We start from the raw sequence: 23543 nt of genomic DNA on the forward strand, positions 1-23543 counted from the left end.
TTGGTTTAAAGGAAGAGGGAGCAGCCAATCTGGCACCGTTTCCCGAACAGAGACGCCACCAGATCGGCCATAAGAATGACCTTATTTGTGACGCCAAACTACTTCTATTGCGACTAAAAGCGTGACACATCGACAACTATTCTTTCAGCACATTGCACAGACCACCGATTTCCCTTTAGCGTTGGAAATTGAGCGGGCTGAAGGTGTTTATCTATACGGCCCCAACGGCGAAACGTACCTGGATCTGATTTCCGGTATTGGTGTGAGCAACGTCGGGCATCGACACCCGGCCGTGTTGGCAGCCATTCAGGCGCAACTCGATAAGTACATGCACCTGATGGTATATGGTGAGTATGTTCAGGGCCCGCAGGCCGAGCTCGCCCACGCCCTGGTCGATTCGCTCGACGGTGCAGTTACTCCCTATGGCCGGATTGACAACGTGTACTTCACCAACTCAGGGGCCGAAGCCGTTGAGGGGGCCATGAAGGTTGCCAAGCGATTTACCGGTAGAACTGAGCTAATCGCCTGCCACAATGCCTACCATGGATCAACGCAGGGTGCGTTATCTCTAAGCGGCGACGAAAATTTTAAGCGCAACTACCGCCCTCTCCTCCCCGACATCCGGCACATTCAGCATGGCGAATGGGCTGATATTGACCGGATAACTACACGTACAGCGGCCGTTATCATGGAAGTAATACAGGGCGAAGCAGGTGTTCGTGTACCAGACCCCGCCTACCTGCACGCCGTTCGCGAGCGTTGCACCGCAACAGGTACGTTGCTCATCTTCGACGAAATACAGACTGGCTTTGGACGAACCGGCTCCTTTTGGGCTTTTCAGGGGATTGATCCATCAGGAAAGGCCGTAGTTCCCGACATACTGTTGAGCGCCAAAGGGATGGGCGGCGGTATGCCGATCGGCGCGTTTATGGCGCCCGAGCCCCTGATGGCCGTGATCAAGAACAACCCGATGCTCGGCCACATCACTACATTTGGTGGTCACCCGGTATCGTGTGCGGCTTCGCTGGCTACGCTACAAACGATTCGCACCGGCCAGTTGTATGCCGACGCGGAACGTAAAGGGCAATTAATTCGCTCACTGCTGGTACACCCGCTAATTCGACAGGTACGTGGTAAAGGCCTGATGCTGGCCGCCGAATTCGATTCATTCGACGTGCTCAAGCCAGTCATCGACCGGGCCATCGAATCGCGGAACGGTGAATTAGGCATCATCACCGACTGGTTTCTATTCTGCAATAACTCCATGCGCATTGCCCCGCCCCTGACCATCACCGACAACGAAATCAGGCTAGCCTGCCAGACCATTCTAACCAGCATCGACAGTGTGGCGCTTCACCAGCCATTGGAAGTAGAAGCCTGATCTCGGCTACCTCAACTAGGCTATATTCCAATAAAGCAGAACAGGTATACGATGGCGATCATAGCGCCATCGTATACCTGTTCTGCTTTATTGGAATATAGCTAATTATATGCCCAATTAATTGTAGCTAAGCCATCGCCTCGGCTGACTGCTCCTCCAGTTTCTTCTGATCTGGCGACTCATCCAGATGTTGGCCTGGTTTGCGCCGCGACATGAAGATGTACATAGCCGGAATCACAAAAAGAGTAAGCACGAGTGAGAACATCAGACCGCCCACGATCACAACCCCCAGTGGTACCCGGCTTTTCGACGCCGATCCTAGTGCCAGCGCAAGTGGTAAGGCACCGAACGCCGCAACGAGCGTTGTCATCAGGATGGGACGAAGACGCATAGCTGCCGCTTCAAGAGCCGCCGCCACTTTTTCTTTGCCCTCGGCCATCTGTTCATTGGCAAACTCAACAATCAAAATGCCGTTTTTAGTTACCAGTCCCACGAGTACAATGATCCCAATCTGGCTAAAAATGTTCAGCGTCTGGTTAAACAGCCAGAGCGAGAACACCGCACCAGCCAGAGCCAGTGGCACTGTTAACATGATAATGAACGGGTCGACGAACGAGTCAAACTGAGCGGCCAGAATCAGATAAACCAGAATCAGGGCCAACGCGAAGGCAAACAGCGTGTTAGACGAACTCTCAGAGAAGTCACGCGATGAGCCAGACAGTGATGTTTGGAATGTGTTATCGAGCACCCGGGCGGCAATGGCATTCATTGATGCGACACCGTCGCCAATGGTTTTGCCAGGCGCCAGACCCGCCGATATTGTAGCCGACTTGAAGCGGTTATAATGGTACACGCTGGGCGGACTACTAACTTCCTGAAACTTCACTACGTTATCGAGCGGTATCAGTTCCTCCCGGTTGTTACGCACGTAGAATGTGCGCAGATCCGTGGGTTCATCCCGGTTCTCCCGGTCTACCTGGCCAATCACCTGGTACTGTTTTCCATTCATCAGGAAGTAGGCCAGACGACGATTACTTAAGGCTAGCTGAAGGGTATTCGATACGTCGAGTACAGACACGCCAAGATCAGTTGCTTTTTCCCGATCGACACTGATGTTCAGTTCAGGCTTATTGAATTTGAGGTCAACGTCGGAGTTCTGGAAGGTAGGATCTTTACGAACTTCCTCCAGGAACTGAGGCAGCTTATCACGCAGTTTATCGAAACTTAGATTCTGTAACACAAACTGTACGGGCAATGACGAACCAGAACGCCCACCGGTTGAGATCGTTTGTTCCTGAGTAGGGAACATTCGGGCATCGGTGAAGTTTTTAAAGTTTTTAGTGAGGTTGTCTACCACTTGCTGTTGGGTACGTTTCCGGTCTTGCGGATCCACCATATTGATGAACACGAAACCGGAGTTAACCGCCCCGGCACCCGAGAAGCCAGGCGCCACTACGCTGAATGTCAGCTGCGTTTCAGGGACAGAATCGAGTACCAGCTTTGTAACGCGGTCGGTGATGGCACTCATTGCCTCATAACTGGTTCCTTCTGGTGACGTGATAGGAATACGAATCCGACCCCGGTCTTCGAGCGGTGCCAACTCTGATTTCAACGTAGCGCCAAGACCAAATACGAGGGCCAGACAGGCTGCCATCATAAACCAGGCCCAACGGCGTTTCTGCAGGAAGTTGCCCAGTGAGGACCGATACGTCGTGTCGAGCCAGACAAAGAATGGTTCTGTTTTCTCGTAGAACCACGACCGCTTGTCCGGGTTCTTCGAGGTCATTTTCACGCTGAGTACCGGCGTAAGTGAAAGCGACACAAAGGCCGAGATCAATACGGCTCCGGCAACCACAATACCAAATTCACGGAACAGACGCCCCACGAATCCCTGTAGGAAGATAATGGGCAGGAACACAATGGCCAGGGTAATCGACGTAGCGATAACGGCGAAGAATATCTCTTCTGATCCTTCTTCGGCGGCGCGTTTCGGGTCCATGCCCCGTTCTACTTTCTTATAAATGTTTTCGGTCACAACAATACCGTCATCGACCACAAGACCCGTTGCCAGCACGATTCCTAACAGTGTTAGGATGTTGATACTGAAGTCGGCAACATACATAATAAAGAAGGCACCAATCAGCGAGACCGGGATATCGATCAATGGCCGGAATGCGATGAGCCAGTCGCGGAAGAAGAAGTAAATAACCAGTACAACCAGCACAAAGGAGATCAGCAGCGTTTCTTCTACTTCCTCGATCGCCTTCCGGATAAACGTACTTCGGTCGATGCCTACGCTGACGATCAGGTCTTTAGGTAGTTCCTTCTTGATTTCGTCAAACCGCTTATAGAATTCATCGGCGATGCTCACATAGTTGGCCCCCGGCTGCGGAATCAGCACCAGAATAACGCCTTGAACACCGTTCTGCTTGGATGAGGTCTCTTCATTTTCCGGGCCAAGGGTGGCATATCCAATATCACGGAGCCGCAAGATCTGGTTGCCCGTCTGCCGTATAATCAGATTGTTGAAATCGGCTTCGGTCGTTAGTCGACCCACCGATTTCACGGTCAGTTCGGTATTGTTTCCATAGATTTTACCACCGGGCAGCTCTACGTTCTGAGCCACCAGGGCGGCCTGAATATCCTGCACGGTCAGGCGATAAGCAGCCAGTTTCGCCGGGTCAAGCCACATCCGCATGGCGTAGCGCTTAAGCCCGTAAATGCTCACCTGCGATACGCCGGGAATCGTCTGGAGCCGCTCCTGCAACACGTTCTCTGCGTAGTCTGACAGTTGCATGGGGTTCCGCGTAGTACTCTGAACCGGCATGAAAATAATCGGATCCGAGTTGGCGTCGGCCTTGGTTACAACCGGCGGCGCATCGATATCCTGCGGAAGCTGCCGTTGCGCCTGCGATACCTTGTCGCGTACATCGTTGGCGGCTCGTTCGAGGTCAGTATCGAGGTTGAATTCAACCGTAATGTTACTAACACCTAGTGCCGAGTTTGACGAGATCGTACGGATACCTTCGATACTATTGAGGGTCTTCTCGATAGGCTCGGTAATCTGCGACTCGATAATTTCGGGGTTGGCACCGGTATAACTGGTACGGACCGAAATAACGGGCGGGTCAATGGCCGGGTACTCACGTACACCCAGGAAGGTGTACCCGATTACGCCAAACAGCACAATGACAATGGACATTACCATTGCAAAGACCGGCCGTTTTAATGAAAGAGAGGAAAGACTCATTCTGTTGAGTTTACAGGTTTAGCTGCTGATTTTTGTCACTTTAACAGGCCCATCCTTCTTAACGAAAAGCAGACCTGTTGTCACTACCGTATCGCCCACGCTAAGTCCTTTGGTGATCTGAATATTGCTTTTTTCGCGAATACCTGTCTCCACCTCAACGAAGGTTGCCTTCCCGTTGCGAACTACAACAACCTGCTTGCCACGTGTCTGAGGTAGTAACGCCTGTGAAGGAATTGTCAGTGCCTGATCTTCCCGGAAAACGAGGTTAATCTTAGCGAATGCACCGGGGCGCAGGTCACTGCTTGTATTTGGCACCCGTGCCCGAATACGCAGGCTGCGCGTAGCTACATCAACATTGGGTTCAATAGCATATATCTGTCCCGAAAAGCGCTGCTGCACACCGTCGAGTGTAAAATTTACCCGTTCCCCATTTTTCACCGATGAGCTGTAACGTTCAGGTACTGTGAAGTCGAGTTTAAGTGGATTAAGTTGCTGAAGCGTTGCAATCAGCGTTTGCGGGGTAACTACGGCACCCGGGCTAACGTTCCGAATGCCGATCGTGCCGGCAAACGGTGCTCTGATCTCAGTCCGGCGCAGCGACGCCCGCGTCAACTCGATATCGGCAAGGGCACCCTTCAGGTTAGTCACGATGATATCGTACTCCTGCTGACTGATACCGCCACGCTCCAGCAGTTGTTTGTTCCGTTCTTCGGTGCGGCGGGCGTTTTCTTCCAGTACCCGAAACTTCTGAAGTTGTGCCTGCAAATCAACGTCATACAGTTTAATTAGCAACGCTCCCTTTGCCACAGGTTGCCCTTCGCGGATATTCATAGCTACGATTCGGCCGCTGATTTCCGGAAAAATCTCAACCTGCTCATTTGCCACCAGCGAACCGGTAGCCACCACGGAATTAGCAATCACTGATGTTTTTACAATGTACCCGACTACAGACGTGGGTCCGCCGCCACCAGCAGCACCGCCGCCTGCTTTTCCGCCGCCGCCACCGGCAGCAGGAGCACCGCCGCCGCTACCGCCACCACCGCCCGCACCGGGTGCCGGATGAAGGACTTTATTGTAAAAAATAAGGCCACCCAGGACCAGTACGACGAGAACAATAGCAATCCAGCGTTTCAAAATTTGTATTCAGGTTAGATGTAATCAATTTTATAGCACAACTCCCAAGCCAAACAACAGCACAAATACCAACGTAGACAATGCCAGCTGACCTAATCTGGGATTTAATTCCGCAGGATTTGTGTGGTTTTCAACGGCTCGGCCGTTGAGCACAAATAAAGGGAACGACAACACGTACAAATAGGCACTCCAATCACTGGCAGTGAGCAATGAATATACGAGCGCACAGGCCATTCCGCTGATAAGTAACAACCAATGGTAGCGTACGGCTCTTTTTCGACCCAACCGGACCGGAATGGAGTGCTTACCGGTTTTGGCATCGGTTTCAATGTCGCGTACATTATTGATGTTTAGCACGCCCGTAGCGAAGAAGCCCACGGCGCTGGCAGGCAACAGCAACCACGTACCCAACGATTGAGTATGTAGGAAATACGTACCCAACACACCAACCCAGCCAAAGAAAACCAACACCGCAATATCGCCATAGCCAGCATAGCCATACGGACGCTTACCGTTCGTGTATGCTACTGCCGCTGCTATGCAAAGCAAACCAAGGATCAGGAATACCCAAAATAACCAGGCACCAGATTCGCGGGTAGCCTCAATTAACAGCCAAACACCTGATACAAGCGACAATAGTGCCGTTACCAGAATGGCTTTGAACATGGCTTCTTTGGTCAGATCACCAGTGGCAACCGCCCGGCGTGGGCCAACGCGGTCGGGTGTGTCCTTGCCCGATACGGCGTCACCATAGTCATTGGCAAAATTGGACAGGATCTGCAGGAATATGGTTGTGAGGGCAGCCAGGGTGAATGTTAGCCAGCTAAATCGTCCTACCGACGCAGCCAGGAAACTTCCGAGAATAATACTGGCCAATGCCAGTGGTAATGTGCGCGGCCGAGCTGCCGCAATCCAGGCTTTCATAAACAGTGAATGACTGAACGCGCAAAAGCGTGAACGAGTGATTCGCTGGTCCAGCCAAACAACCGGCCGCAGTAATCACTCATTCACGCTTTTACTCGTTCACGCTTTAAATGCCTACCGCCTTTTTGAACGCTGCATCACCGGGCTTGACACCTGAAGCAAAGAAGTGAGTTAGCTTCCCGTTTTCGTCAACTACATACTTGCAGAAGTTCCAGCCAGGTGCCTGATCATTCCAGCCATTGAGGCTTTTGGTGGTCAGCCATTTGTAAAGTGGCGCCTGCTTCTCGCCCACGACGTCGATTTTCTCGAACAGCGGGAAGGTTACGCCATAGTTCTTCTGGCAGAACGACGCGATTTGCGTACTGGTGCCGGGTTCCTGACCACCGAAGTTGTTGGCCGGAAAGCCCAGTACTACTACTTTGTCTTTATGCTGTTTGTAAAACGCCTCCCAATCGGCATACTGTGGTGTATAGCCGCACTCCGACGCCGTATTCAGAATAATAACCTTCTTGCCTTTGTACTGGCTCAGATTTACCGACTTGCCGTCAAGGCTATTCATGGTAAAGTCGTAGAGTGACTTGGCCGGGGCGGTTGTCAGCGTTTCAGGCGCCGAGTGGGCCGCCGTTTTGTCGCTAAAAACGTGTTTAACTAATCGCGAAAATGACATGGTAACTAGTAGGGTGATGACGCTTACTGCCACGAGGGCAACTTGTACTGGCTTCTTCATTGTAAGTAGAAATGAATGAACAGATTAATCTACATTTTCTCAGGTACGTCGATACCTAATAAACCCATGCCCTTCCGGATGGTTTCAACCACCTGCGTCGATAGAGTTAGGCGGAGTTCCGTTTTAACCGGATCAGGCTCAGATAGTATAGATAGATCGGCAAATAACCGGTTATACGCTTTGGCCAGATCGTACACATACTGAGCCAACAGGGACGGGGCAAAGTTGTCGCCCGCCTCCCGCACACGCTGCGGATATTGGCTCAACAGGATAATTACTTCCTGCTCCGTTTCGTGGAGGGCAACGGTTTCGTTGGCAAGTCCGTCGGTTACCAGACCAGCCTCCCGCGCCTTTCGCAGCACCGACCGGATACGGGCGTGGGTGTACTGCACAAATGGGCCGGTATGCCCATGCACGTCGACCGACTCCTCCGGATTAAAGAGCATCCGACGTTGCGGGTCTACTTTCAGCAGGTAATATTTAAGCGCGCCAAGGCCAATCATCCGGAACAGGTCCTGCTTTTCGGCCGCTGTAAATTCATCGAGTTTACCCTTAGCTGCTTGATCGGCCGCTGCTGCCGCCACGTTCGTTACTTCACTCACCAGATCGTCGGCATCAACAACAGTGCCTTCGCGCGATTTCATCTTACCCGTTGGCAGATCAACCATGCCGTAGCTCAGATGGTAACAGCCGTCGGCGTAGGGCCGGCCTAACCGCTTCATGATGGCAAACAGCACCTTAAAGTGGTAGTCCTGTTCATTCCCTACCACCCATATAGACCGGTTGGCATGGAAATCACTGAATTTCAGATCGGTCGTTCCCAAATCTTGCGTGATATAAACGGAGGTGCCATCACCCCGCAACACGAGTTTATGATCGAGGCCCTCTTCGGTCAGGTCGATCCAGATCGACTTATCTTCTTTCTGGTAGAACACCCCCGACGCAAGGCCCTCCTCAACTACGTCTTTGCCGAGCAGGTACGTATTCGATTCGTAGTACGTCTTATCGAAGCTAACCCCAATTTTGTTGTAGGTATCGGCAAAACCGGCATACACCCAACTATTCATTTGCTGCCAAAGGGCCACTGTTTCGGCGTCGCCCTGCTCCCACTTGCGCAGCATTTCCTGCGCTTCCTGCATCAGCGGGGCTTTTTTCTCGGCTACTTCCTGCGCCATACCGTCTGCTACCAGTGCCTGCACCTCGGCTTTGTATGCCTTATCGAAGAGTACATAGTACTTGCCAATCAGGTGGTCGCCTTTCATGTTGGCCGATTCGGGCGTGTCGAACGAACCGTCGGGCTGCTGACCGAACTTCTGATAAGCCAGCATGGACTTGCAGATATGTATGCCCCGATCGTTAACCAGACAGGCCTTTGTTACGGCAAACCCGTTTGCCGTCAGGATACGGCTAATAGAGTCACCTAGAAAGTTATTGCGCAGGTGGCCCAGGTGGAGCGGCTTGTTGGTGTTTGGTGACGAAAACTCGACCATGACCGACTGCCCATTGGCGGGGCTGACGCCGAAATCCGGTTCCGCTACAATGGCGTTCAGCACCTTAACATAGGCCGCATCCGACAGGCTGATGTTCAAAAACCCCTGTACGACGTTGAACCCGCTTACCACCGGCGAATTTTCCTGTAGCCACGTACCCAACGCCTGCCCGATTTCAACGGGCGACTTTCGCAATGTTTTGACTAACGGGAAAAATACGAATGTATAGGTGCCTTCAAATTCCTTCTTGGTTAACTGAAGCGTAATGTCGCCTGCTGAAGTGTTGTAGAGCGATTGAATGGCTTGTTGAATAGCCGCTTTTAAGTCTGCCTGTAAATCCATTGCTGTAGGGCCCCTGTGTTGGGCCGGAACGATCCGCCGATGCGGTAGTATTGTTAACGCAAAAGTACGAAAGGGCTACGCATTTGGGCAATTCGGCCAGAAGATGTAGCTTTCGGAGTATCGGGCTGCTCAATTATGGTAGCGGTACCCTGTTAACTATGCGACAGTTTCTGCTTTTTTGCCTTTTTCTGACCACGGCACCCATGCTGGCCCAACTGACACCGGTCAAGCGGGTTGATTATCCCGTTTCCGAAACGGTCGACGAAGATTATCAGGTATTGGCACTCGGCGAACAAGGCGTATTGCTCACTTATTACAAACACGACGACTACGCACGCCGTACGCCACATAGCTACACCTTCACCCGGTTAGACACCACGCTTGCCACGCGCTGGAAAGTGGAGTATACGGTGCCCGAAAACTTTTCACCATCGCACAGCTTCGAAAACGCCAGGTACGTATTTCATCTATTTACCCAACCGGATACAGACAACTTTAGTCTGGTTCGCCTGAGCCTGTACGATGGCACGCTGGATACCTATTCCGGCAAACTCCCGTCGAGCCTGACCATTACCGATTTCAAGACGATGGGCAATGTGGCCTACCTAGCCGGGTATTACCGCTCCAGACCGGTTGTGATGGCCTATTCGCTGTTCGATAGCAGCATCCGGGTGTTTCAGGGGCTGTACATCAACAACGTAGAGCTGGGCAGTATGGAAGTCGACGAATACAGGCAGGAAGTACACGTGGTGACGCATACGCTGAAGAAAGATTGTGAATTCACGCTCCGCTCCTACTCGCCCGATGGCCGCCCGCTTCGGGTAATCGAATATAGCGGCACGCAATACAGCCTGGTTTCGGGTAAGATTCTGCCCATCAGCGCCGATGAATCCCTGCTGGTTGGCAATTACTCTACGGATTGCACCCCCTATTCGCAAGGACTGTTCATCACCCGGATTCAGCATAACGAAACGGGAAAATTGACCGTTACGACCGATAAGGGCGATGCGATCAGGTACGTTGACTTTTCGTCGCTCAAGAATTTCTTCAACTACCTGAAGCCTAAACGGCAGAAGAAAATGCAGGAGCGGCTGGCTGAACAAAAACGGCTGGGCAAAGAATATAAATTCAGGTATCGGCTGCTGGTGCACGATCTGACGCCAACACCCAATGGACTCAGGCTAGTGGCAGAAGTCTACTATCCCCAATTCAGAGGATCGATTTCTTCCTACTCGTCTCGGTCGTGGCGGGCTCAGCCCGCTACGCCTACCCCGTCGCGATCACCAGTAACGGTGCCCATGGGTAGCACGACATCGTACTCAGATGGCTACCGGTATACCCATGCGTTTGTCTGCGAGTTCGACCAGCAGGGCAATTTACTATGGGACAACTGCTTACCGATCAGCGATCTGACCGATGTTGACCCCACCCAGAAAGTAGAGGTATCGGCGCAGGGCAGTCGGCTGGCCATGGCGTATGTTCAGGATAGTGACGTGTATACCACCGTGATCGAGCGCGACTCGGTGCTGGCCTCGAGCGAACCATTCAAGCTGCCTGCCCCGACCGACAAAGAGAAAGTACAGTCGGCGGCCGAGGAAGGCCTGATAGCTTGGTACGGTCCTTATTTCCTGGCAACTGGCTATCAGAAACTCGTTGCCGAACGCGGTTACACCAGTCAGGCGCGGGAACTATTTTACCTGAACAAACTGATTTACAACGCCTTTTCGCCACCAACGCCTGCCACCACCAAACCTAAAAAGGGGGATATAAAATCGGCCCGAACTGACCGCTGACTCGGCAGGTGAGTTATCTTAGTTCGGAACCCAGCCCCGAAATTGTGGGTTCATGTAGCTTATGATACCCAATAATCGCGAACTAGTATATGCCCTCAGGCAAGGCCAGCTCCTCGGTATTGCCGACGAATCAGGCTGGTGCGTTGCCGCCGACCCACAAAATGAAGCGGCTGTGCAACAGCTCATTGCGCTGAAAGCGGCGACAAAGAATCCGTATGAGCTAACCGTTTTGGCCCGCAATACCGATCAGGTGGTGATGTATGTGCACAAAATGCCCGACGTTGCCTTTGACCTGGTCGAGTTTACCGATATTCCGCTGACGGTGCTGTTTCAGAAAGGCAAAAACGTGGCAGGCGGCATTGGCGAGGCAGAAATTGCCATTCGCAAATCGTTGAACGAAGATGTGCAGTTCTTGCTGGGCGGCTTTGGGAAAGGCCTGATCACGCTGCCTTTTGAGAGTTTTGCGCTACCGGAAGCAGCTAAAAAAGCGGTTAGTTTTACCCTGGGTGAACCGTCACGCAACTTCCGCAAACCCCGCATTCTTCGGCTGGGCATGGGCGGAGAAATTGAATTCTTACGCAAATAAGTAGCGTTGGCAGTTTCTGCTGCCTCGTGTTATCGAATGAATTTCGCTGATTTCCTGCATACCAAGCCTGTTTTTGCCCGCATAGCCGAGTCAGCCCAGACGCTGGACATTCCGGCTTATGTGGTGGGTGGGTACGTTCGTGACCTGATTCTTAAACGCCCCTCAAAGGATGTCGACATTGTTTGCCTGGGCAGCGGCATTGCGCTGGCCGAAGCAGTGGGCAAGGCAGCGGGTGTACACGTAGCCGTTTTTCAGAACTTTGGTACGGCCATGCTGCGGATCGACGACCCGGTGGATGGGTACGTTGAGGTTGAGTTTGTGGGAGCCCGGAAAGAATCGTACCGGGCCGATTCGCGGAAGCCGATTGTAGAAGACGGAACGCTGGCTGACGATCAGAACCGCCGCGACCTCACAATCAACGCAATGAGTATTAGCCTGAACCATACCGATACAGGCAACCCAGGCACTTCCGGAGTAGCATACGGTGATCTTATTGACCCGTTTGACGGACTGACCGATTTGAAACGGCGGTTAATACGTACCCCGCTGGCCCCCGACCTGACCTTCTCCGACGATCCACTGCGCATGATGCGGGCCATCCGGTTTGCTACGCAGCTTAACTTCGACATTGACCCGGATACATTCGATGGCATCATCCGGATGAAAGACCGGCTGGGCATTGTGTCGATGGAACGGGTTATCGATGAGATGAACAAGATTATCCTGGCCCCTACCCCCTCATATGGCTTCAAGCTGCTTTACCACGCCGGGTTACTCGACCTGATTTTGCCGGAGCTAGTGGCCCTGAAAGGCGTAGAAACGGTTGACGGGAAAGGCCATAAAGACAACTTCTTCCACACGCTGCAGGTGCTTGATAATGTAGCCCGCATGAGCAATGACCTGTGGCTACGGTGGTCGGCGATTTTGCACGACATTGCCAAAACGCATACCAAACGCTTCGACAAGCGGGTTGGCTGGACATTTCATGGCCATGAAGAGGTAGGTGCACGGCTGGTACCAGCCCTGTTTCGGCGGCTAAAACTGCCCCTCAACGAGCATATGAAACAGGTTCAGAAACTGGTACGCCTGCACATGCGGCCCATTCCATTGGTGAAAGAAAGCATCACGGACTCGGCACTTCGACGGCTGCTTTTTGAAGCGGGACCCGACCTTGAGTTACTCCTGACGCTCTGCCGGGCCGATATCACATCCAAGAACCACGACAAGGTACAGCGGCACCTGAGCCGGTTCGATCAGGTAGAGCAAAAGCTGCACGACCTGGAAGCCCGTGATCAGCTCCGTAATTTTCAGCCGATCATCACGGGTGAACTCATCATGGAAACCTTTGGATTGAAGCCATCAAAAGAGGTGGGCGAGATCAAAATTGCCGTACGCGAAGCAATTCTGGAGGGGGTCATTCCGAATACCTATGAAGCAGCCTTCCCGTTTATGCTGGCCGAAGGACAAAAGCGGGGACTGACGGCGGTAACGGCTCAGTGATAAGGGTACCATATAAGGCCGCTGAATTACATAATCAACCCGTACCTGATCTTTACAGCCTATTTCCAGTTCTCTTTGTAATTGCCAACTGACCACACATACGTATTTTTACTGCTGATATGGATAAAAATAACTTTCGTCGCTCGTTCGGTGCGGGCCTGACCATTCTTGGTTCCGCCGTCATTCTGTTTGCCTGCGTGGCATTTCTGTCTGATGGAAAGCCCACGTTGGGCCTTGAGGTAAGCCGGGGTGAAGCCGCAGCCCCTTTTTTTGTTGGTCTGATTTTCTTCGGCGCTGGCATCAATCTGATCAATAACTCCTAGGTAACGGCAGTAACGTAAAACGGCTCTGTTTACCAGTCTTTCGAATGGTAAACAGAGCCGTTTTTGGTATAGCCAGGCACCTTCGGAGGCTACTCTTTCTTTGCCCCAAGCAGCCAGGCGTACGTATTTTGCGGCTGTGGCAATCCGTTGGGCAGAAGCTGCAGGTACATCAGGTGTAAGTGCGTCGGTGACCGGGTTTGATAGGCATTATAGCCGCTTCGGCCCACCTCGGCTATTTTTTGACCTGCCTGGACCCATTCTCCCATTTCTACGGCCACCACGTTATTGTGGGCGTAGTAAAACAGGCCATTCCGAACAGGATCATATATCCAGATCCAGTTGCCACCCCGATACTCCTGAACCGGTTTCCAACCTGTTTCTATAGCGAGCACTAACCCTTCTGACATGGATAATACGTCGACGGGCTTACCGCTTTGGTCATCAACGGCATCCTGATTCCTGTCCCGGATAAAAATATCCTGGGCTGGGTGGCTCCCCCGTACAGTATAGTCGAAGAGGTCAAATCCTTTGCTCCGGTATCCTTCACCATGCGATCCGCCAATTGCGCTGGTTGAATAACCCTTCAGCGGAAACCACAAGGCAGTTCTGGCCCGACCTGCTTCAGAAACCGTGTCTGTCGGGAAGTCATTATTCAGTCGGTAGCGGTCGTGCAACCCTGTCATTATGCGGCCGAAAGTGGCCCTTGCTGTATCGGGCTGAATAGTTTTCTCCCTAATCTGGGTGTAAAGCGTATTGAATTGCTGACAATAACTGTAGGGAGTAGTATCTGTACCAGTTGTTAACAACACCTGCGACGAGGCAATGTTAAGCCCACCTATTAATAGGGCAATCAGTACAGCAACAGAACGCCTCAAGATGTAAGCGGGGGTGAGTATTAGCAGCAAAACAGAGAAACTTTTTGCCAAAAATAACGAATAGAGAGCTGGCCTCAGCCCAGTTGTAGTGTATCAATTACTACCCGGTGGGCAGAAGATGCGGTAAAACGTGTAGCTGACCGTCAGAAAGACCATTGTGTAATGGTCTTTGCGATCCGGATCACTCTGGTTGAGTTTAGTGGCGCCGGCAGGTGGAATGCCGAGGCCATCCAGGTTATCGGTTGTCGTGAACCGGGTCGTGTATTCCAGTCCAATACTCCACGGACGGGCTATCTCGTACTTGACACCCACGCCTAATGGAAATGCAATCTCAACAGGTTTATCGCCGGGCTGGCGTAACCCATGCGAGAACACCGCGAGCCCCCCAAATACGTAAGGTGTCCAGTTCTTTACATTCCGGAGCGGCGTGTAATTACGAAATTTATATTCACCCAGTAGAGCTACTTCCCGTATCGTATTTCTAAACGCAGCACCGCGCGCAATCTGATAGGCGTCGGTTGTAATACTGTCTGTGCCTATGATACGGCCAAGGGACACCTGCGCCCGGGCAGCAAAAGCCCGCGAAACATTGTACCTGAAAAATAGCCCGCCGCCTGGACGAACGAACTTAGGGTTGAGCGTAGGAGCTACATCGCCGGTATAGAGCATTCCACCAGCGGCGGCACCAATTTCAACTTTTTGCCCTATGCCAAGTAGTGGGCTTAGAAAAAGCCCGACTATAAGCAGTCGGGCTAAAGTACCGTTCGGAGTAGTGTTCACAGGTTAGCGAATCGGGGGACACTTTATTTTGGCAGGGATAATATAGTGTATCTGGAAGCTGGTAAGCAAATACGAGTCTCTCAACGGTATTCGGCTCTGGCCACCACGTTGCGTTAGCAAATCGAAGCTGGTCCCTGATGAGGTGATCTGATTAAGACCAGCCTGCCGATTATCGCCGGTACGAGCGGCAATTGTCTCTTTGAACGTGACATTACCGCCCCCGTTATCTACGAAACCACGGTTCGAGAAATCACGAGCCAAAGGCGTCGCCAGGTCGGCAGGGTTTGGGTAAGGCCCCCCAACGTCATCCAGATAATCAGAGAACGTCGGTGTCAGCCGGACTTCAGCTGCTAAACTCAGGTACTCACTCAGCTTGTAACGAACGCCCAAACCAACCGGAATTGATATGGTAACCAGCGAATAGGGTTTGGCATAACCCGGCTGTCCCTGACCTTCGGTACCAAGGGGTTGCAACGCTACCCACTGCTGGGTGCTGTCACGTTGTCCTTCTGCGGCGCGTCCCGTTAGTGCTTTCGGGTTGTGGGCTACCAAGGCGACACCAAGTAATGCGTAGGGCGTCACCTTTGGGCGATCGCGGGGTGTGCGGCCACCAGGAATGAAATCATACGTACCAATGAGCGCAAATTCTTTCAAATCGTTCCGAAAGTGCAGGTTCCGTATGTACTGCGGCGAATACAGAACCGGATCACTCTTGGCGTAGGTGTAATCGTCGCCTGTTATACGGGCCCAGGTAAATGAGGCCCGTGCGCCAATGCGCGGTGTAAACTGGCGCGAAAACATTAGTCCGGCATTCCAGCGCGGCAATGTAGTCAGCGATTTAAACGGACGGCCATAGCCCGCCAGATCACCAAAGTACGTAGACGTACCTACACCAAAACCGACCGACGAATACGGTAAAAATTGGGGATTCGATCGACGCTGCGCGTACCCCTCGTGTCTGCTTCCGCCTACCAGCAGTGCCGACAGAATCCCCAGCGTAAAAATGGGTCTATAAGTCATGTAGTTGATTACGAAATAAACTGGTTAGCCTGTCACTGAATTACCAACCAATACAAGGGCACAAGCCTTTGTACCGCTGTTCTTCATTCAGAACGGCCTTCCGAATAAAATATTGGGCCACACACTGTTTTTCTCCAGTAGGTTAGTTACGCACATCGAACCCCCAATTCAATTTGCTTCGGAGTGTGTTCAGGAAATTATCATCGCTCAGTTTTACCAGCCGGGCCGAAAACTCGGCACGCTGAACGTGTAGTTTCGTGGCAGCGTCGACGGTCTTAGAACGGGAATCGAGTGCTACCAGAAAATTGCCACTTCGGCTTTCTACTTCGAATGAAAGCTTGCACGAATCCATGATGACCATAGGACGAACATTCAGATTGTGCGGGCTAATGGGGGTGATAATAAAGTTGTTGGTTTGCGGCAGCAGCACAGGCCCACCGCAACTAAGCGAGTAACCAGTTGATCCGCTAGGGGTAGAAATGATAATTCCATCTGCCCAGTACGAATTCAGAAACTCACCGTCCAGGTACGTGTGTACGGTGATCATCGATGAGCTTTGGGTACGCGTGATGGTGAAGTCATTAAGCCCAAACGGGATCCCCTCAAAAATATCGGTATCAGCCTGTACGCTAACCAGTGACCGTTCGTCAATGCTGAATTTCTTATGGATCAAGGCATGGAGCATAAACTGAATCCCCCCCGGTGACACGGTCGCCAGAAACCCGAGCCGCCCGATATTGATGCCAACAATAGGGATTTGGCGCGGCCCGACTTGTGAAACGACATCGAGCAGTGTACCGTCACCACCCAGGCTAAACGCAAAATCAGCGTCGAAGATGTCCTGCGTTGTCTGGTAAGTAAGCTGACTGTTATGGGTAACACCAGCCGTATCCAGGAACTGACGGTATGTTTCTGATAATTGAACTTCCGCACCGCGCGCCGCCAGTGTATCAAACATTGACTGAACAAAAGGGCGGGCAGCTTCCTGGAAGGTACGTCCGTGAATGGCGATTTTCATGAAATCCGTTTGCCGTTTACTAGTTATGGTTTGATGTTACGCTGCCAGATCAACGAAGCAACTTCAAACGGCAAGTAGCAAACGGCAAACCGTTATAGTCTATGTATTCAAAAAGCGCATCAGCGCGTTGAGGCGTTCCTGATCGAGGTTATCGATGGGCGCACTGGCAAAAGCAGCGTCGATGGTATAGCCGAACCGTTCGAGGGTAGAGACCACCGATGTGATGTCGCGGCGGTTCAATTTAAGTGTCAGTCTGGCCCGGTCTGTGAGCCCGTAGGTTGGGCTGCTGTAATAGCTGCTGATAATCTTTACATTGTTTGTCTCAACAAGTCGACTGATTTCGGCCATTGAATAGTCGTGTTCGTCGAGGGCGATCACCAGAATAGCGCCTGACTCCTGAATACCGAGTTCACGCGAGAACTGACGTAACAGATCGGTGGTACCTACGCTGCCCATAAACTCGTTGCCCGCATTCACAATGGCCAGTACATCGAGCCGGTGCTCGGTAGTGAGGGCAATCAACTCCAGCAAGTGCTGGTTTTCTGTGGCGAACACGGTCTCTGACAGGCGCATCACGTCGCTAATTGGCCGGTCGTCGTCGGGTAAGTTCAGCAACAGGTCTTCACTAACCACGCCAAGGTATTGGCTGCTATCCACCACGGCTAATTGTACCAGGTGATGTTCCTGCATCCAATCGATGGCTTCAGCAACGGAATCACTCGGTTTAAGAGCGGGAATCATTGGATCGATGAGTTCAGCAGCTAGCATACTTGGGGGGAATAAGTGTCGAGTGAAAACTAAGAAGAAATTCCGATAGTTCGGAAATTTTAGTTTGCATACATAACGTATAATAAACACTACTTTATGCATGGCCGGTCAGGCAAACCCAACAATGATGCCAGCCAACTTTAGAGCAGCTTCATCGGATAGGGTCACGCAGCTTTTGCGTCGCTCATCAGGCGGATACCACTGATTGGATCGGATGTTTTTCCAGCCACTGGCTCAGCAATGCATTGAATCGAGCCGGATGCTCCATCATGGGCGCGTGGCAGCACTTATCAATGAAATGAAGTTCTGTATCGGCGATTAATCGATCAAATTCATGGGCAACATGCGGCGGCGTTATTGTGTCGTTCAACCCCCAAACCAGCAATGTGGGCACCTGAATCTTGTACAGTTCTTTGGCGATGTTGGTCCGTTGGGCCGATTTGGCAATCTGAACAATGTTAAGGCACTTGGGAATGCTGCTCGTCACATCAAACACTTCGTCGATCAGTTCTTTGGTCGCTACGGTCGGGTCATAAAAGGTGTATGCTACCCGTTCGGCAACAAAATCATAGCTGCCCCGCTTAGGGAACGACCCCCCCATGCCGTTCTCGAACAGGCCGGAGCTCCCGGTTAGGACCAGTCGTTTTACCTGGTCGGGGTGCTTAAATGTATAGAGAAGTCCTACATGCCCGCCCAGCGAGTTACCAAGTAAAGTCAGATCTGACAGCTTACGGTAAGCCACAAAGCGTTCCACAAAGGAGACCAACCCATCCAGACTAGCCTCGCGCATAGGCATGTCGTAAATAGGTAATACCGGAATGACGACCCGATAGGTAGGCGAAAACGTGTTGATCACGTCGTCCCAGTTACTAAGCGCCCCAAAAAGCCCATGCAACAGGAGCAGGCAATCGCCCTGTCCTTCGTCAATATAGCGAAATTCGCCTTCCTGATGTACGGTAATAGTCATAGGGTTGAAACTGGTTTTGTTGTATGAATAAAGTTGCGCAAAAGAGATAATCCAAATTCAGTCAATACGGCCTCCGGATGAAACTGCACCCCCCAGACTGGCCATTTTTGATGACGGATTGCCATCACTTCTTCATTATTTTCCGACATACTCACTGCCAGCGAGACTAGTTCTGGTGGCAAGTTGGTCAATGCCAGCGAGTGATAACGCGTCACCCGAAAAGTAGCTGGCATACCCCGAAACAACGGATCTGCCTGATCTACGCGGATGGCCGACACCTTACCGTGCATAGGCTTTGGACTGCGGGCTAAGGTAGCCCCGAAAAAATGCCCAATAGCCTGTTGCCCTAAACAGACCCCCAGCATCGGCAAGCGGTTGTGGTAATACTGAACCACCTCCATCAAACAGCCAGCCTGGGTAGGCATGCCCGGACCGGGTGACAGCACTACTGCGTCGTACCTTTCTTTAGTCAACGTAGCAAGCGGCACGTTGTTTCGGCGGACAATGCACTCGGCCCCTGCCTGATGTAGGTAATCGACAAGGGTATACGTGAATGAATCGAAATTATCGAGCAGTAATAACCGCATTGGCGTGATGAAGAACCAGGGACAAAATAGGCATATCTAAGAATAATTGTCAAACTATAATATTTAAGTTCTTAATAGTCAACATGTTATTTTATAGTTAACTCGCTTAAATGCAATTTATCCTCAAAAAACCATATCCGTTTATCGAGCGCGTACTGGCTATCAGGTCGTTTCGCTGGACACTTAAGGTACTAGTAATTCGGCAGCACCCGCAGTTTGACCGTGCATCTAAGTGGAAGAACACCTTTCTTTGCCAAAGGCTTCCCACTCCCCATACGTTTTTTATGCCAATTGTGATTATCGGCGCCGGTATGGCCGGCCTGACTTGTGCGAATTACCTCCATCTGCAGGGTCGTGACATACTGCTACTCGATAACCAGGACCAGGTAGGCGGACGGGTCCGCACCGATGTAGTCAACGGGTTTCGGCTCGATCGGGGCTTTCAGATACTATTGACGGCTTACCCCGAAGCACAGCGCCTGTTGAATTACACGGCCCTGGATCTCCAATTATTTCGCTCAGGTGCAGCTATACATCATGAGGAGTTGGCGACCGACAAATGGATGAAACTGCTTAACCCATTCAGCGAGCCGTTCAGTGTGTTTCAAACGCTGGTATCACCTGTGGGTACGTTGGCCGACAAGCTGCGAATTGCCGACCTCATCCGGCACGTACAGGGCATGTCGACACAACAATTGTTCGACCAGCCTGCCACTACCACGGCAACGTACCTGCGCAACATGGGCTTTTCAGAACAGATGATCGAGCGGTTCTTCCGGCCGTTTTTTGGCGGCGTATTCCTGGAGGACGACCTGACCACCTCGAGCAATTTCTTTGAATTCTGCTTTAAAAACTTCTTTCTGGGCGACGCCGCCGTACCGGCGCTCGGTATCGGCGAAATCCCAAAGCAGTTGGCCAACCGGCTACCGGCAGGTGCCCTGCGCCTGAACACGCCGGTTGACCGCATTACTGGTAAAACGGTACAGCTGGCCTCGGGCGAATCAATTCAGGCAGAGGCGGTTGTGATGGCTGTTGATGCCCGCTCGGCGGCGCAGTTGCTCGGCAAAAAGGCTCCTGGGGCCACTGAGTTCAACCATACCACCTGTACGTACTTTGCCGCGCCGACCGCTGACCGTCCCGATAGCATGAAGGCCGATAAACTGCTGTTGCTGAACACGAAACGATCGTCGTCAGTCCACAATATGGCCATCATGAGCGACGTGGCGCCGGCCTATGCTCCCGCGGGTCAGACCCTCATTTCAGTGAGTACCCAGGGGCTTATGCAAGTCGATATTGCTGCACTCACCACCCGCATCAAGACGGAGCTAACGGCTTGGTTTGGCGAATCGGTGCAGGGTTGGCGGCATTTACGGACTGATCACCTTCCCGAAGCCTTACCCACCTATGGCCCCAGTGCCGGCCACAGTCCGCTTCAGCTAGCCGAAGGGCTATTCCAGTGTGGCGACCAAACCGCCTACCCCTCGTTGAACGCCGCCATGCAAACCGGTCGGCAGGTGGCCGAAATACTGGTAAATAAGCCCTAGTACGTCAGAATCAACCGTTGCCTTCGTTATACGATCAGTCGATTACCTTGCTTGTCTTTTTTACATCCTTCACGCTCTTCCATGCCTCGTATTTTCGTTGCCCTGCTTACCTCCCTCTTTTTTGTCAGCCTGCATGCAGCGGCCCAAACCGCCGACAACGAGTACAACCTCATTCCGTTTCCTGCCCGGTTTACGGGTCTGTCAGGTCGTTTCGAGCTCTCGCCTTCAACCCGGATCCTGACCGTCGCCAAAGACCCGGCTCAGTTGGCCGCTGCTCAGTTATTGGCCAGCCAATTGAAATTGACCAGCGGTCTCCCCATTACGGTGACCCCATCTACCCCGGCGCTGGCCAAAGGCAAACACATCATCTTCGAAAAGCATACGGCGGGTCGCTGCGGGCCCGAAGGATACACCCTGCGCGTCACTCCGGAGGGGGTTCGGTTGGGGGCCGAAACGCCAAAAGGCTATTTCTACGGCGTACAGACGCTCATGCAGTTGTTACCCGCCGACGTGTACGGCAACACGCGCGCTACCACAGCTAACTGGTCGATGCCCGCCTGCGATCTGCTCGACCGGCCGCGCTATTCGTACCGGGGCCTGATGCTCGACGTAAGCCGCCATTTTATGCCCGCCCCCTTCGTCAAGAAATTCATCGACCTGCTGGCCATGCACAAGATGAATACTTTCCATTGGCACCTGACCGACGATCAGGGCTGGCGGATCGAGATTAAAAAATACCCTAAACTAACGCAGGTGGGAGCTACCCGCAAGCAAACGCTGGTAGGCCATTATGCCGAAAACTACCCGCAGCAGTACGACGGCGAACCGCATGGTGGGTTCTACACGCAGGAGCAGATTAAAGATATTGTGCGCTACGCCGCCGCCCGGCACGTAACCATCATCCCTGAGATTGAAATGCCCGGTCATGGGTTGGCGGCCCTGGCTGCTTACCCGGAACTGGGCTGCGACCCGGCTAAAGGCTACGCCGTTGGCACCCGCTGGGGTATCATCCGGGATGTGTACTGCCCGAGCGAAAAGACATTCACGTTCATTCAGGACGTGTTGACGGAAGTAATGGCGCTTTTCCCCGGCAAATACATTCATATTGGCGGTGACGAGTGCCCCAAAGATGCCTGGAAACAAAGCGCTTTTTGTCAGGACCTGATCAAGAAACTGAAGCTGAAGAATGAAGATGAACTGCAGAGTTATGTAATCCGTCGGGTCGAGAAATTTGTGAACAGCAAAGGCCGTGCTATCATTGGCTGGGACGAGATTCTGGAAGGTGGCCTGGCACCCAACGCCACCGTCATGAGCTGGCGGGGCATTGCCGGCGGCATAGAGGCAGCCAAACAGAAGCATACGGTGGTGATGACGCCGGGTACGTTCTGCTATCTGGACAAGTACCAGGCTGATCCGGCCACAGAGCCGATTGCCATTGGCGGCTACCTGCCTATCGAGAAAGTGTATAGCTATGAGCCAACGCCATCTGAACTGACGGCTGACGAGCAGAAGTACATTCTGGGTGTGCAGGGAAACATCTGGACTGAGTACATTCATAACCCCGCCGAGGTGGAGTATATGGCGTTCCCCCGTGCCTCTGCTCTGGCCGAAATTGGCTGGCTGCCCGCTGGTCCCCGTAACTTCGAAGATTTTGCCGCCCGCCTGAAAACACATGTAAAACGCTTCGACAAGCTCGGAATTAATTACGCCAAACGCTTACTCGATGTGCGCGCTGAAACGCAGTTTACCGGCGAGGATGGCTCGGCAGACCGACAGTTGCAGGTACGTTTGAGCAAGCTGGATTCGGACGGCAAGATTTACTTCACCACCAATAGCCGCGACGCTTCGCCAGCGGCTACCGAATACATCGCCCCGATCACGCTGACAAAAACGACCACGATCAAGGCCGTAACAGTGCCGGCAAATGATAAGCCCTACGCCGAAACTTTTTATATCCATCGGGCAAAAGGCAAACCATACACTTACGCCACTCCGAAAGCAGAAGCCGCCGACCAGGAGCGCAAACGCCTCACCGACGGCCAGGTAGCCGCCAGCCCACGCGACGACCGACCCTGGGTGCAGGTGTATAGCGGCAACGACATCACTTTGACCATTGATCTGGGCGAAGTGAAGCCAGTTACTAAAGTGACTGCCTCCTTCCTGAAAAAAGTAATGTTCGGCATCATGCCGCCCAAATCGGTTGAGGTGGCGCTCTCGAAAGAAGGCGATTCGTTCAAAGAGGCTATCGCCCAGCCAATCAACGAGCCGCTCGAAGGGCCATGGCGTATTGTTCCGGTGGTAGCCGATTTTAAGACAGCCCGCGCCAGGTACGTTCGGGTGACGGTCAAGAACTTCGGCACTGTACCCGAGAGTAGTGAAAACGAGCGCTCCGGCAAGCCCGCTTCACTGGCCGTCGATGAAATCATCGTCGAGTAAGAAGAGGCAAAACATAGAGTGACACCGAGCGCACATGGAGTTGCAAATAGCTATTCAATTTCTTTGCGTAACTCCGTGTTAGACCTGTGAAACTCCGT

General features: G+C 52.4%; 19 protein-coding genes. 7 read left to right on the forward strand and 12 right to left on the reverse strand.

Features of this window, described 5'->3' with window-relative positions; genetic code table 11:
* Positions 1–121 precede the first annotated feature (121 nt).
* Positions 122–1381 carry an aspartate aminotransferase family protein gene (locus tag F7231_RS11675; protein ID WP_166692028.1) on the forward strand — a complete coding sequence of 420 codons (1260 nt, stop codon included), beginning with the start codon at positions 122–124 and terminating at the stop codon, positions 1379–1381.
* A 127-nt stretch (positions 1382–1508) separates the two neighbouring features.
* Here F7231_RS11675 and F7231_RS11680 read toward each other — a convergent pair whose 3' ends face one another.
* The 5 genes from F7231_RS11680 to argS all read right to left on the reverse strand — a co-directional run bounded on the left by F7231_RS11680 (position 1509) and on the right by argS (position 9248).
* Positions 1509–4631 (reverse strand): efflux RND transporter permease subunit, encoded by a 3123-nt coding sequence (locus F7231_RS11680; RefSeq protein ID WP_166692029.1) that lies wholly within the window; start codon positions 4629–4631, stop codon positions 1509–1511.
* Between the two features lie 18 nt (positions 4632–4649).
* Positions 4650–5765 carry an efflux RND transporter periplasmic adaptor subunit gene (locus tag F7231_RS11685; protein ID WP_085413802.1) on the reverse strand — a complete coding sequence of 372 codons (1116 nt, stop codon included), beginning with the start codon at positions 5763–5765 and terminating at the stop codon, positions 4650–4652.
* Between the two features lie 30 nt (positions 5766–5795).
* The gene (locus F7231_RS11690; protein WP_085413801.1) at positions 5796–6689 is read right to left on the reverse strand and encodes a 1,4-dihydroxy-2-naphthoate polyprenyltransferase; all 894 of its coding nucleotides are present in this window, start codon (positions 6687–6689) and stop codon (positions 5796–5798) included.
* Between the two features lie 106 nt (positions 6690–6795).
* The gene (locus tag F7231_RS11695) at positions 6796–7416 is read right to left on the reverse strand and encodes a glutathione peroxidase (protein ID WP_166692030.1); all 621 of its coding nucleotides are present in this window, start codon (positions 7414–7416) and stop codon (positions 6796–6798) included.
* A 29-nt stretch (positions 7417–7445) separates the two neighbouring features.
* The gene (gene argS, locus F7231_RS11700; RefSeq protein WP_166692031.1) at positions 7446–9248 is read right to left on the reverse strand and encodes an arginine--tRNA ligase; all 1803 of its coding nucleotides are present in this window, start codon (positions 9246–9248) and stop codon (positions 7446–7448) included.
* A gap of 158 nt (positions 9249–9406) precedes the next feature.
* Here argS and F7231_RS11705 point away from each other — a divergent pair, with 158 nt between their 5' ends.
* From F7231_RS11705 to F7231_RS11720, 4 genes are all read left to right on the forward strand, one after another.
* Positions 9407–11041: a hypothetical protein gene (locus F7231_RS11705; RefSeq protein ID WP_166692032.1), complete on the forward strand. Its 1635-nt coding sequence runs from the start codon at positions 9407–9409 to the stop codon at positions 11039–11041.
* Positions 11042–11102: 61 nt separating this feature from the next.
* Positions 11103–11627, forward strand: a complete 525-nt coding sequence (locus F7231_RS11710) for an L-threonylcarbamoyladenylate synthase (protein ID WP_166692033.1) — start codon at positions 11103–11105, stop codon at positions 11625–11627.
* Positions 11628–11663: 36 nt separating this feature from the next.
* Entirely contained in the window at positions 11664–13127 is a 1464-nt protein-coding gene (locus F7231_RS11715; RefSeq protein ID WP_166692034.1) for a CCA tRNA nucleotidyltransferase, read from the forward strand.
* Positions 13128–13246: 119 nt separating this feature from the next.
* A complete protein-coding gene (locus F7231_RS11720; RefSeq protein ID WP_085413795.1) occupies positions 13247–13450 on the forward strand; it encodes a hypothetical protein in 204 nt (67 codons plus the stop codon).
* 89 nt (positions 13451–13539) lie between these two features.
* On the opposite strand, the gene F7231_RS11725 is transcribed toward F7231_RS11720, so the two are convergent.
* The 7 genes from F7231_RS11725 to F7231_RS11755 all read right to left on the reverse strand — a co-directional run bounded on the left by F7231_RS11725 (position 13540) and on the right by F7231_RS11755 (position 19465).
* Complete coding sequence (locus tag F7231_RS11725; RefSeq protein ID WP_208295587.1) at positions 13540–14325, reverse strand: M23 family metallopeptidase; 786 nt, start codon at positions 14323–14325, stop codon at positions 13540–13542.
* A 93-nt stretch (positions 14326–14418) separates the two neighbouring features.
* On the reverse strand, positions 14419–15105 hold the full coding sequence (porG, locus tag F7231_RS11730) for a type IX secretion system protein PorG (protein ID WP_310589313.1): 687 nt from the start codon (positions 15103–15105) through the stop codon (positions 14419–14421).
* A 3-nt stretch (positions 15106–15108) separates the two neighbouring features.
* Positions 15109–16125 carry a hypothetical protein gene (locus tag F7231_RS11735; RefSeq protein ID WP_085413794.1) on the reverse strand — a complete coding sequence of 339 codons (1017 nt, stop codon included), beginning with the start codon at positions 16123–16125 and terminating at the stop codon, positions 15109–15111.
* Between the two features lie 142 nt (positions 16126–16267).
* Positions 16268–17143: an NAD kinase gene (locus tag F7231_RS11740; protein ID WP_085413793.1), complete on the reverse strand. Its 876-nt coding sequence runs from the start codon at positions 17141–17143 to the stop codon at positions 16268–16270.
* A gap of 99 nt (positions 17144–17242) precedes the next feature.
* Positions 17243–17911, reverse strand: coding sequence for a CBS domain-containing protein (locus tag F7231_RS11745; protein WP_085413792.1), 669 nt, complete (start codon positions 17909–17911; stop codon positions 17243–17245).
* Between the two features lie 187 nt (positions 17912–18098).
* A complete protein-coding gene (locus F7231_RS11750) occupies positions 18099–18878 on the reverse strand; it encodes an alpha/beta fold hydrolase (RefSeq protein WP_085413791.1) in 780 nt (259 codons plus the stop codon).
* Positions 18875–19465, reverse strand: a complete 591-nt coding sequence (locus F7231_RS11755; RefSeq protein ID WP_166692035.1) for an anthranilate synthase component II — start codon at positions 19463–19465, stop codon at positions 18875–18877. Before F7231_RS11755 ends, F7231_RS11750 begins: the two co-directional genes overlap by 4 nt.
* A gap of 110 nt (positions 19466–19575) precedes the next feature.
* Between F7231_RS11755 and F7231_RS11760 the strand changes: the two genes are divergently transcribed.
* Together F7231_RS11760 and F7231_RS11765 are read left to right on the forward strand one after the other, a co-directional pair.
* Complete coding sequence (locus F7231_RS11760; RefSeq protein ID WP_310589314.1) at positions 19576–21009, forward strand: protoporphyrinogen/coproporphyrinogen oxidase; 1434 nt, start codon at positions 19576–19578, stop codon at positions 21007–21009.
* Between the two features lie 81 nt (positions 21010–21090).
* Positions 21091–23445, forward strand: a complete 2355-nt coding sequence (locus tag F7231_RS11765; protein WP_166692036.1) for a glycoside hydrolase family 20 protein — start codon at positions 21091–21093, stop codon at positions 23443–23445.
* Positions 23446–23543 lie beyond the last annotated feature (98 nt).

This window comes from Fibrivirga algicola, from assembly GCF_011742925.1.
GTDB lineage: Bacteria > Bacteroidota > Bacteroidia > Cytophagales > Spirosomataceae > Fibrella > Fibrella algicola.

Bases quoted from the DNA above. Each gene is read 5' to 3' on its own strand.
- F7231_RS11680 (WP_166692029.1), bottom strand. From the start codon at position 4,631: ATGAGTCTTTCCTCTCTTTCATTAAAACGGCCGGTCTTTGCAATGGTA.
- F7231_RS11690 (WP_085413801.1), bottom strand. From the start codon at position 6,689: ATGAAAGCCTGGATTGCGGCAGCTCGGCCGCGCACATTACCACTGGCA.
- F7231_RS11695 (WP_166692030.1), bottom strand. From the start codon at position 7,416: ATGAAGAAGCCAGTACAAGTTGCCCTCGTGGCAGTAAGCGTCATCACC.
- argS (WP_166692031.1), bottom strand. From the start codon at position 9,248: ATGGATTTACAGGCAGACTTAAAAGCGGCTATTCAACAAGCCATTCAA.
- F7231_RS11705 (WP_166692032.1), top strand. From the start codon at position 9,407: ATGCGACAGTTTCTGCTTTTTTGCCTTTTTCTGACCACGGCACCCATG.
- F7231_RS11710 (WP_166692033.1), top strand. From the start codon at position 11,103: ATGATACCCAATAATCGCGAACTAGTATATGCCCTCAGGCAAGGCCAG.
- F7231_RS11715 (WP_166692034.1), top strand. From the start codon at position 11,664: ATGAATTTCGCTGATTTCCTGCATACCAAGCCTGTTTTTGCCCGCATA.
- F7231_RS11720 (WP_085413795.1), top strand. From the start codon at position 13,247: ATGGATAAAAATAACTTTCGTCGCTCGTTCGGTGCGGGCCTGACCATT.
- F7231_RS11735 (WP_085413794.1), bottom strand. From the start codon at position 16,125: ATGACTTATAGACCCATTTTTACGCTGGGGATTCTGTCGGCACTGCTG.
- F7231_RS11740 (WP_085413793.1), bottom strand. From the start codon at position 17,143: ATGAAAATCGCCATTCACGGACGTACCTTCCAGGAAGCTGCCCGCCCT.
- F7231_RS11745 (WP_085413792.1), bottom strand. From the start codon at position 17,911: ATGCTAGCTGCTGAACTCATCGATCCAATGATTCCCGCTCTTAAACCG.
- F7231_RS11750 (WP_085413791.1), bottom strand. From the start codon at position 18,878: ATGACTATTACCGTACATCAGGAAGGCGAATTTCGCTATATTGACGAA.
- F7231_RS11755 (WP_166692035.1), bottom strand. From the start codon at position 19,465: ATGCGGTTATTACTGCTCGATAATTTCGATTCATTCACGTATACCCTT.
- F7231_RS11760 (WP_310589314.1), top strand. From the start codon at position 19,576: ATGCAATTTATCCTCAAAAAACCATATCCGTTTATCGAGCGCGTACTG.
- F7231_RS11765 (WP_166692036.1), top strand. From the start codon at position 21,091: ATGCCTCGTATTTTCGTTGCCCTGCTTACCTCCCTCTTTTTTGTCAGC.